Origin of the sequence: Vibrio sp. 10N.222.49.C9 (assembly GCF_041474985.1) — a bacterium.
GTDB lineage: Bacteria > Pseudomonadota > Gammaproteobacteria > Enterobacterales > Vibrionaceae > Vibrio > Vibrio crassostreae_C.
On record NZ_JBFRVD010001157.1, the window covers coordinates 1 to 514 of the forward strand.

The 514-nt window shown below is 45.5% G+C and carries 1 protein-coding gene; it reads left to right on the forward strand.

Annotated features, from left to right (window positions below; translation table 11 throughout):
* Nucleotides 1–514 (forward strand): calcium-binding protein (locus AB4585_RS27345; protein WP_372171888.1); only part of this gene is annotated, 514 nt, incomplete at both ends.

A 514-nucleotide genomic window follows, 5' to 3' on the forward strand; every position in this document is an offset into this window, starting at 1 on the left:
GGTAGATGCCAACGTTGATGTAGATGATCTTAAAGATGCCATCCTAGGAAAGGCAACATCTCTAGATCCTGGTTCAGATGCTATCAGTTCTGGGGACGGAGTTGATATCTTGTTTGGTGATACAGTGTCTTTTGCTGGCATAGAAAGCCAAGGTGTTTCGGCCATTCAGCAATATGTAGCAGAGCAAACTGGCGCTTTCCAAACTGACGTTGAAGCAAAAGATATGTTCGACTATATCTCTGCAAATATTGAGGAGTTTGACCAATCTCTGGATTCTCACAAAGATGACGCTCTTGACGGAGGTTCAGGCAATGACATTCTATTCGGACAAGGTGGCAATGACATCTTAACCGGCGGTTCTGGCGATGACTTACTAATCGGTGGTTCGGGTGATGACACGCTAATAGGCGGAATGGGTGAAGACATTATGACCGGTGGCCTAGGTGCCGATACATTTGAATGGACACCATCAGACCTGAGAGTATTCAATGAAACCGACACTATCATCGACTTC